Consider the following 8044-nt stretch of genomic DNA (forward strand, 5'->3'; position numbering starts at 1 on the left):
AGGCTACGGGCAGATTGCCTATCAGCAGCCCGCCTATAACGGCGGGGGTGCTGCGGCAGGAAAGCCCTCTGCGTTCTCCCGGTTCCTTTCCTATATGAAAGCCAATCCGGTGGTTGCCTGGGTTTCCGGCGGTGGGCTGCTGGCGGTGATCGCCCTTTGTATTATCCTTCCTATCGCGCTTTCTGGCGGAGGGAAAAAAAGGCCGACAGGAGGGGGCGGCGGTGGGAATACGCCTGTCATCAGCCAACCTACGCCTGTCATCAGCCAACCGCAGACGAGTAATCCGGAACCGACAACAGACCCAGAGCCTACTACAGAACCTCCAGCGGAAATGGTGGCGCAGGATCTTGGCATCCTCAACGCTACGATTGAGATCCCGTCGGATTATACGAGGGTTGAGGAGGAGACGATTTTTATCAATGAGGCTAAAGGCTGCGGTATGATAATGGATTATGGTTGGAACATTGACGGACCCATCTACTCCCTTGCCGATGTGGAATCCCAGAGAGAAGCTATTGCCGCCATCATGATGCAGAACCTGTTTGAAGTTTCGGATTATCAGATCCTTGCTGCCGGACCCGATCAGGTGGGAAGCGCAAGCGCCTATCAAATCTATCTTGAAGGCACCGACAGCGAAGGCGTCTCCAACGAAGTGGTCATTATGGCGGTGGAGGGGTATGATTTCGGCTGTTATTTCATCATCACGAGCTATCCCAAGGGGGACAAAGCCGCCGAAGCGGAAATCCATTCCATCATCCAGTCCTTTAAGAGCAACGGTGCGCCGGAGACAACGTGCAAGATGTACTATGGCTCTAAGAGCGGCGTCAAGGTGATTGTGGACGATGCCGTGGCAGCAGGACGCGTGATGGACACGACTGTTAACCTGGGAGAGGCCGGAGCGGCGGCCGAATTGGTTATTTACCCAACGGACGCGGCAATGGAAGCCGGCTTTGGGAGCGCTACGCCGGACAGCGGGATTGTGGAAATAGGGAATGCCGGCCAGCTGGGAATGAGCAGCCCGGAGGAGGTCTTGCAGTTTCAGAGAGACGTGGCGTCTAGCGCGGGCGTTTCCGTAGGTGAAACATACACGTCGCAGTTGGGCGGTGTGGAATGGCTGTGCATGGATTGGACCATGAATGAATTTACGTTCAGTGTTGCCTCCGCCATGATCGACGGCAAGTGTTACGCTGTTAGCTGCATGTTCAACAGCTCCAACAAAGATGCGGTTGTCGCTTTGCATCAACAGGCCATGGCGTCCGTCCGTGCATGGGAGGGATAACCAGCATAGCTTCAGTGCCTGCCGCAGCGAAACCTGCGGCAGGCGGTTTCCCTAAAAAAGATTGGTGCGGGCGGAAAGGAGGGGGACGCATGAATTTTGCAGAGGATATTGCGTGGATTCTGATTGTATGCGCGATAATATATCCGCTTTGCGCGATATTTTTCGTGCCTGCCCACTTTTACAAGAAAAAGACGCAGAGAGGGAGCGGCTGCACGGTTTTTCTAAAAGCGACCGTCATCGAACCGCTGAGGATTCGGATCAAGCATTCCTACCATTATTTTATGATATACCAATACGAGTATATGGGCTGCGTCTATCAAAAAAACACCGGCATCGATTTGGCCTATCATCAGGCGCAGAAGAAGATCGGAACTGAGGTGGAGATTTACATTGACCCATCTGATCCGGAAAAATACTTCTGTCCCGCCGATGTCAAGATGTATCGGATGATTCAGATCTGCCTTCTGTGCTGCGGGTGGCTTGCAATTGTGGGAACGCCCACCGCCTGTTTTATATTAGAGTATTTATATTAGAGTTATAGATTGCGACGATCCAAGACGCTGGGGCCGTATTCTGTTCGGTTTGTCTGGAGGAAAGGGAGAAACAGCCCTTGATTGAGGAGATGATGAATGTCTTTCCGTTCATTCTGGAAGAGCTGGGTATGATCGCGTTGATGGAAGTGGTTTTTCTGCTGTTGCGGGTGAAAGGCCGGGGCGCAAGTACAAAGAAGAGGAGTGAAACATGAACTTGGAACATATCTGCTATGGCTGCTTTCAGGAAAAGCCGGACGATTCCCCTGTCTGCCCCCACTGCGGGTTTAATGCGGAGGAGGAGCAGCCGTTTTTGGCGCTGCCCATGGGCGCACTGCTGAACGGCCGCTACATGACCGGAAAGGTCCTGGGCGTGGGCGGGTTCGGCATCACCTATCTGGGCTATGACCTGACGCTGGAGATTAAGGTAGCCGTCAAGGAATATATGCCCTCCGGTCTTGCTACCCGGCATTCCGATAAGTACAGCGTGGCACTGACCGGACGGGGCCAGGAGGATTATCAAAACGGCATGGAGCGCTTTTTAGAGGAAGCGCGGATCCTTGCCAAACTGCAGAATACGCCGAACATCGTGTCGGTGCAGAATTATTTTAAGGAAAACAACACGGCCTATTTCGTGATGGAATATATCGACGGCATGAGCCTGAAGGCATACGTTGCATCCCAGGGCGGGAAGATTCCCTATGACCAGGCGCTGACCATCCTGATGCCGGTGATGCAGGCGTTGACGCAGGTTCATGCCCTGAACCTGACCCACCGGGATATCAGCCCGGACAACATCTCCATTACCTCCAAGGGAGAGAGCAAGCTGCTGGATTTCGGCGCGGCCCGGTTTTCTATCGGAGATGAAAAAAGCGTGTCGGTCATCCTGAAACATGGCTACGCGCCGGAGGAGCAGTATTCCAGTAAGGGGAACCAGGGGCCGTGGACGGATGTATACGCCATGGGCGCCACCCTGTACCGCTGCGTGACCGGGGAGCTGCCGCCGGATTCCATCATGCGGGTCCATAACGATACGCTGAAAAAGCCCTCGGAGCTGGGCGTTCCCCTGCCTCCGCAGGTGGAACAGGCGATCATGAAGGCGCTCGCGGTAAAAGCGGAGGATCGTTTCTCCACCATGGGGGCCTTTATTGAAGGGATTACCGGGAAAACCCCGGCGTCTTTCCATCACCGTACCATGGCTGTGCCATCCGGTCAAACGGCTGCAGGTTCCGATGGAAAGCCGGGGCTTTGGACCAGATTCCGGCGGAGCCATATCGGGGTACAGATCACGGCGCTGGTGCTGTGCGTTGCTGTGCTGGGTCTGGGCGTCTGGGGAGCAGTAGCGGGGATCGGTGCGCTGACCGGCGGGAAAGCAGAGCCGGGTTCTTCTGACGGGCCATCTGGCACTCCTTTCGATATAACAGTGCAGGAACCCGAGGGCGTAGACGATGTCGCCTTGCAGGACTACGCCCAGGAGTATCTGAATATCACCATGGGGATCCCTCAGGGGTATACAGAAACAGAGTCCGGCAGCGGAGCTTTTGCTTCATCGGATGGGAGCGCTACCCTGCAGGTGGGATTTTACGATAAGGCTGCCGATTTTCCGGTGTATACTCTTTCTGATGTGGAGGAGAATGTTGAGAAGTATGTCCAGTATTATATCGGACTGCTGAAGAGCACCAATATCACAAAGCATGAGATCCTCAGCCGGGGTTACCGGGAGGGCAGTTCTTTGGACACCTACTTGATCCAGTTTTCTGCTACCGAAAGCGGAGGCACAACCATGGAATTTTTGGCGGCGTTCATCGAATGCCAGAATGGGTTTGGCTGCTACAATCTTATCGGCTCCTATCCTCAGGGGGATGAGAAGGCGCAGGCGGAGATATTCGCAGCAATGGATTCCTTCCAAAGCAGCGGTCCCGCAGGCACCAACAGTCAGCGGTTTTATGATGAACGGCTTCCGTTCCAATTTATCTACTGGGAGAGCGACGGAGAGATTACCTTCAACGTGGTCAATGAAAACCTGCTGCGCATGGTCAACGAGGCAGGCGACGTGCAGGTAGAAATACAGTGCAGACCATCGAGTGATCAATTTAATAAGGAAGTCTGGCTGGACGGCATAGCAGAAGTGATGGTGAACCAGCCCGGCCTCAAACGTGAGGAGGGCCGCTGGGAACATGAATCTGGCGGAATCGATTGGATTGTTGACAGATATACCTATACTTTAGATGGTCAGACGGCCTATACGGAGGTTTACGCCGGAGAAATCGACGGATATGTGTTTGCGATTACGGCATCCGCATATACTGAGGAGGCTCTTATCACCAATGGAATGATATTGGACACGACCTATACGATTCGACCTGTGAAATAGATGACAGACCCGTTTCCGGGGGAAAGGAGAAAAAAGTGCTGAGTCTAAAAAGAAATGTCAACTGTCCCCGCCGCATGGCTGTGTACGCCGTCTTTGACGTGCTGGACCGGATGGGCTGCCAATACGAGCAGGCGCTGGTCGGCGATATCAAGGCGGAGGCGAAGGTGCTGGGGCATACCAGTGAGTACGCCTTTGCCGTGACGGAACAGACCATCAACACATCGATCCTCCATGTTTCCATGCTCCGTCCGGCAAGCGGCCTGAGCGAGGAGGAAAAACAGCTGGCAGTACGTTATCTGGCAGACAGCGTACTGCAGCATATCGATGAGGTACAGGCTTTAGAATGAGGAGGAAGACGAGATGGCAAACGAATCGAGAGTATTCCGGCTGCCTGCCGGCATGAGTACCCAGGTGGTGGCAAACGCGGTGGAGGCGTTCCTTTCATCCACTAAGGGGATGGAGGTACAGAGTGCCGAAACCACAGAAGGCTATGTGGTGCAGGGCCGTCAGGAAAAAGACGGCTGGAAGACCATTGCCGGCATGAGGATGGCTACGACGGTGCAGATGATCCGGATGGATGACAACTTAAACGTCACCGTGGGTCAGGGCGAATGGTCGGATAAGATCGGCGCTGGCGTGCTGGGATGGTTTATCGCATGGCCGCTGGCGGTGACTGCCGGTGTGGGCGCCTACAAGCAGAAAAAGCTGCCGGAAGAGATTTTCCAGGTGATTGAGCAGTGCATCGTCTCCGGCGGCCGCTCGGTGGTGGTGCGAAACGCCGGGGCGGAACTGAACGCGGGTATGGTGGTTTGCCCCGCCTGCAAAACCCAGTGTGCGGCCGGCGCCAAATTCTGCAACAACTGCGGGGCGAAGCTGGAAAACAAATGCCCCCAGTGCGGGGCGGAGATACCGCCCGGAAGCCGCTTCTGCGGAGCATGCGGAGCACCGCTTTCCTCGCAGGGCGCTCCGGTGCGATAAAGGGAGGAGATTGCGTATGCGCAGGGAAAAAACCGCCGGGGCGGCAAAAAGGCGCATGGCTTTTCAGTATGCTGCTGGCGGTATGCCTGATGATCGCGGCCCTTCCCCTGTCTGTTTCGGCGGCGGGGGAATATGTGCCAGGGAACCCCCGCTGGTCGGGCTACCAAAACCAGGTGCAGTGGGGCCGGCCGGCAGGAGCGGCCTCCGGCGATAGCTTTGAATACGAGGCACAGCTGCTGCTGGGCGACGATGTGGTCGAGTCCAAGGCAGTGGAAATCGACACCTATTTGTTTTTCACAAACGATGTGGTGACGCGGCCGCAGGAGGAGTACACCATACGGGTGCGTGCCAGATGGATCATGATCGTGGGCGACCCGGACGGCCAGTATATGGTGGCGGACGTCGGAGAAGCCGAACCGCCCCATGAGCACAGCTATACCCAAAAGCACGACGCGGCACAGCACTGGCAGGAATGCTCCTGCGGCGAAAGGCTGAATGTGGCAAACCATATCTACGGCGATTGGAGAGAGACGAAGCCGGCCACCGAAACCGAGGCTGGTTCCAGAGAGCGTGACTGCACGGTCTGCGACTATGTGCAGACCGAAACCATTCCAATGCTTGAACATGAGCACAGCTACGGCGACTGGCAGAAGGATGAAACCCAGCACTGGAAGGAATGCCGCTGCGGCGAGAAAACTGAAGTGGGCAACCATACTTTCGGTGATTGGACGATAACAAAGGAGCCTACCACAACCGAAACAGGTTCCAGAGAACGTACCTGCTCCATCTGCAAATATACGCAGGAAGAGACGATTCCGGTTCATGAACACAGCATCCATGATGAAGCATGGAAATATGACGATACGAAGGTCAATCTACTGGTTGACATCCAGGCAAAGCTCCAGGCCGGAAAAGGTGCCGGGTATGTGCGATGGGCCAAGGTATTTAATCTGAAACAGATGGCGCAGACCGTGAACTTTCTCACCGAGCATAACCTGCTGGAGTATGCGGTGCTGGAGGAAAAGTCTGCAGCGGCCACGGCCCACCACAATGAGCTATCTGCAAAAATCAAGGAGGCAGAGAAACGCATGGCGGAGATCGCCGTGCTGCGGACCCATATCATCAACTATGCCAAGACCCGTGACACTTATGTGGCTTACCGGAAGGCCGGTTACTCCAAGAAATTTCGCCAAGAACATGAGGAGGAAATCCTGCTCCATCAGGCGGCCAAAAACGCCTTTGACGATATGGGGGTCAAGAAGCTCCCCAAAGTCAAGGAGCTGCAAGCTGAATATGCTCGGCTGCTGGAGGAGAAGAAAAAGACCTATGCCGAGTACAGGCGCTCCCGTGAGGAAATGCGGGAGTTGCTGGCGGTAAAGGCCAATGTGGATCGGCTCTTAAATATGGTGACGGAACACGATACCGAAAACGAAAAAGACCACGACCAGCGGTGAGCTGATCGTGGTCTAAAGTGTCCATCGGACGCGCAGCCGCAGAATGAAATTCTGCGTTCATGGGGGCTTGGGGGATACCCTCAACAAGCAGCACCGGAAGCCGAATGGCTATCCAGGGGCATTGCTTGCCAGTACAATCTTGGCGAGAGAGATTCCTTTTAATTTCCCTAACGCCATTCGTCGCAGCAGGACCAAACGGCTGACTGATGAAAAAGGCCGTACACGGAGTTTTGGTGTTCAGCAGGCTCAGAATGTGTGGGGCAGAAAAATGAGGTGTCGTTGCGGTTCTCCCATGCTTCGACATCGTTGGAGAACCAATAATGCAGGAAAGCCTATCTATGGATATGAATGCAAACGACACCATGATACACCCCGCATCCGCCTTCAGAATGAACAAGGCAATCCAGCACCTATCTGTGAGATCAAGCCAGTTGGACAAAGCAAGCTGGAGCTGATGGCCTCCAAAATATTTGAGAGGTTATGGGGAGACCAAAGAGAAATCGTCCTCCAGACCTGCAAAATGCTGGATGCTTGCTACAAGCCAGACGCAGATCGTCGAGCAGATTTGATGAAAGTGAAAGATAACTCTATCCAGTTGCTCCAACAACAGCTGGATGACTTGGTTGTGGTCCGTGCCCGTGGAGAGATTGATCAGGATAAGTTCCTCCAGCGGACCATAGAAATTCAGCAGCAGATGGAGGCCCTTCGTCAGAGCAAAGCTCAAATTGCTTCAGAGGACTACAATCCCGGACACCTGGATATGGAAGCTATTGAGGCAGCGTTGTGCGAAGCAGTTGAAATGCATGACGGTCTGGTAAGCGAGGATTTCATTGATCTCTTTGTTTCACAGGTTACACCACTGTCTGATTCCCGCTTTGCCTGGTGCTTGGACTTTTCTCCGCAGCCCACAGTTGCCTTTCTGAATTTAGCCGGTCAGAGGAAGTACACGACCTGCTCTATGGACAGTAAATTACACTTTGGTCCTTTTGCCGATGAGGAGGGGCACACCATCCCTTTTCCGGGCAGCCTGCGTCGGTGAGCTGCTCGGACAGCTCTAATTCAAAATGTACATCGTTATATACACAAGGTATGTACGGCGCAGGCCGCTATCAAGAATCCTCGCAAGTAAAACCGTTGGACTCTTGGAGCTCACGCTCAGCTTAGAGGATGCGCAAGCATTTCAAAAAGCACACAACAGCGTGATAAAGCCAAGCCGATGGCGTGATATCGACTTGGAGATCTACCTGTAATACGCCAATCCCCCTGCTACTGATTTCAGTTGCAGGGGGATTTTTTATGCCCACTTTTTGTTCAGAAGGCGATTTTGGGCCCGGAAAATCTGGATTTTCTGAAAATGTACCCGGTTTTTCGTATACATTTTTGGGCACAAAACGCCTCTTGCAAGCCTTATTTTTACCAAGAAAGGAAG

At 54.0% G+C, this 8044-nt stretch carries 8 protein-coding genes and 1 pseudogene; 8 read left to right on the forward strand and 1 reads right to left on the reverse strand.

All coding sequences use genetic code 11. The features are described 5' to 3' along the window. The 8 genes and pseudogenes from H6B10_RS10870 to H6B10_RS10900 all read left to right on the forward strand — a co-directional run. Positions 1-1279: hypothetical protein (locus H6B10_RS10870; protein WP_204651628.1), on the forward strand; the 1279-nt coding region annotated here is incomplete at its 5' end. A gap of 89 nt (positions 1280-1368) precedes the next feature. After that, positions 1369-1812, forward strand: coding sequence for a hypothetical protein (locus H6B10_RS10875; RefSeq protein WP_204651629.1), 444 nt, complete (start codon positions 1369-1371; stop codon positions 1810-1812). A gap of 77 nt (positions 1813-1889) precedes the next feature. Further along, on the forward strand, positions 1890-2024 hold the full coding sequence (locus tag H6B10_RS18730; RefSeq protein WP_263040800.1) for a hypothetical protein: 135 nt from the start codon (positions 1890-1892) through the stop codon (positions 2022-2024). Further along, positions 2021-4183 carry a serine/threonine protein kinase gene (locus H6B10_RS10880; protein ID WP_204651630.1) on the forward strand — a complete coding sequence of 721 codons (2163 nt, stop codon included), beginning with the start codon at positions 2021-2023 and terminating at the stop codon, positions 4181-4183. Before H6B10_RS18730 ends, H6B10_RS10880 begins: the two co-directional genes overlap by 4 nt. A 35-nt stretch (positions 4184-4218) precedes the next feature. Next, positions 4219-4530 carry a hypothetical protein gene (locus tag H6B10_RS10885; RefSeq protein WP_087161955.1) on the forward strand — a complete coding sequence of 104 codons (312 nt, stop codon included), beginning with the start codon at positions 4219-4221 and terminating at the stop codon, positions 4528-4530. A 13-nt stretch (positions 4531-4543) separates the two neighbouring features. Then, positions 4544-5161, forward strand: coding sequence for a zinc ribbon domain-containing protein (locus H6B10_RS10890; RefSeq protein WP_087161954.1), 618 nt, complete (start codon positions 4544-4546; stop codon positions 5159-5161). A gap of 866 nt (positions 5162-6027) precedes the next feature. Further along, positions 6028-6615, forward strand: a pseudogene (locus tag H6B10_RS10895) (relaxase/mobilization nuclease domain-containing protein); the annotation flags it as partial. Positions 6616-6658: 43 nt separating this feature from the next. Further along, entirely contained in the window at positions 6659-7654 is a 996-nt protein-coding gene (locus H6B10_RS10900; protein ID WP_204651631.1) for a hypothetical protein, read from the forward strand. A gap of 121 nt (positions 7655-7775) precedes the next feature. On the opposite strand, the gene H6B10_RS10905 is transcribed toward H6B10_RS10900, so the two are convergent. Then, positions 7776-8044, reverse strand: a 269-nt coding sequence (locus H6B10_RS10905) for a hypothetical protein (RefSeq protein ID WP_204651632.1), incomplete at its 5' end; no start/stop codon positions are given.

Origin of the sequence: Gemmiger formicilis (genome assembly GCF_016901605.1) — a bacterium.
Classification (GTDB): domain Bacteria; phylum Bacillota; class Clostridia; order Oscillospirales; family Ruminococcaceae; genus Gemmiger; species Gemmiger formicilis_B.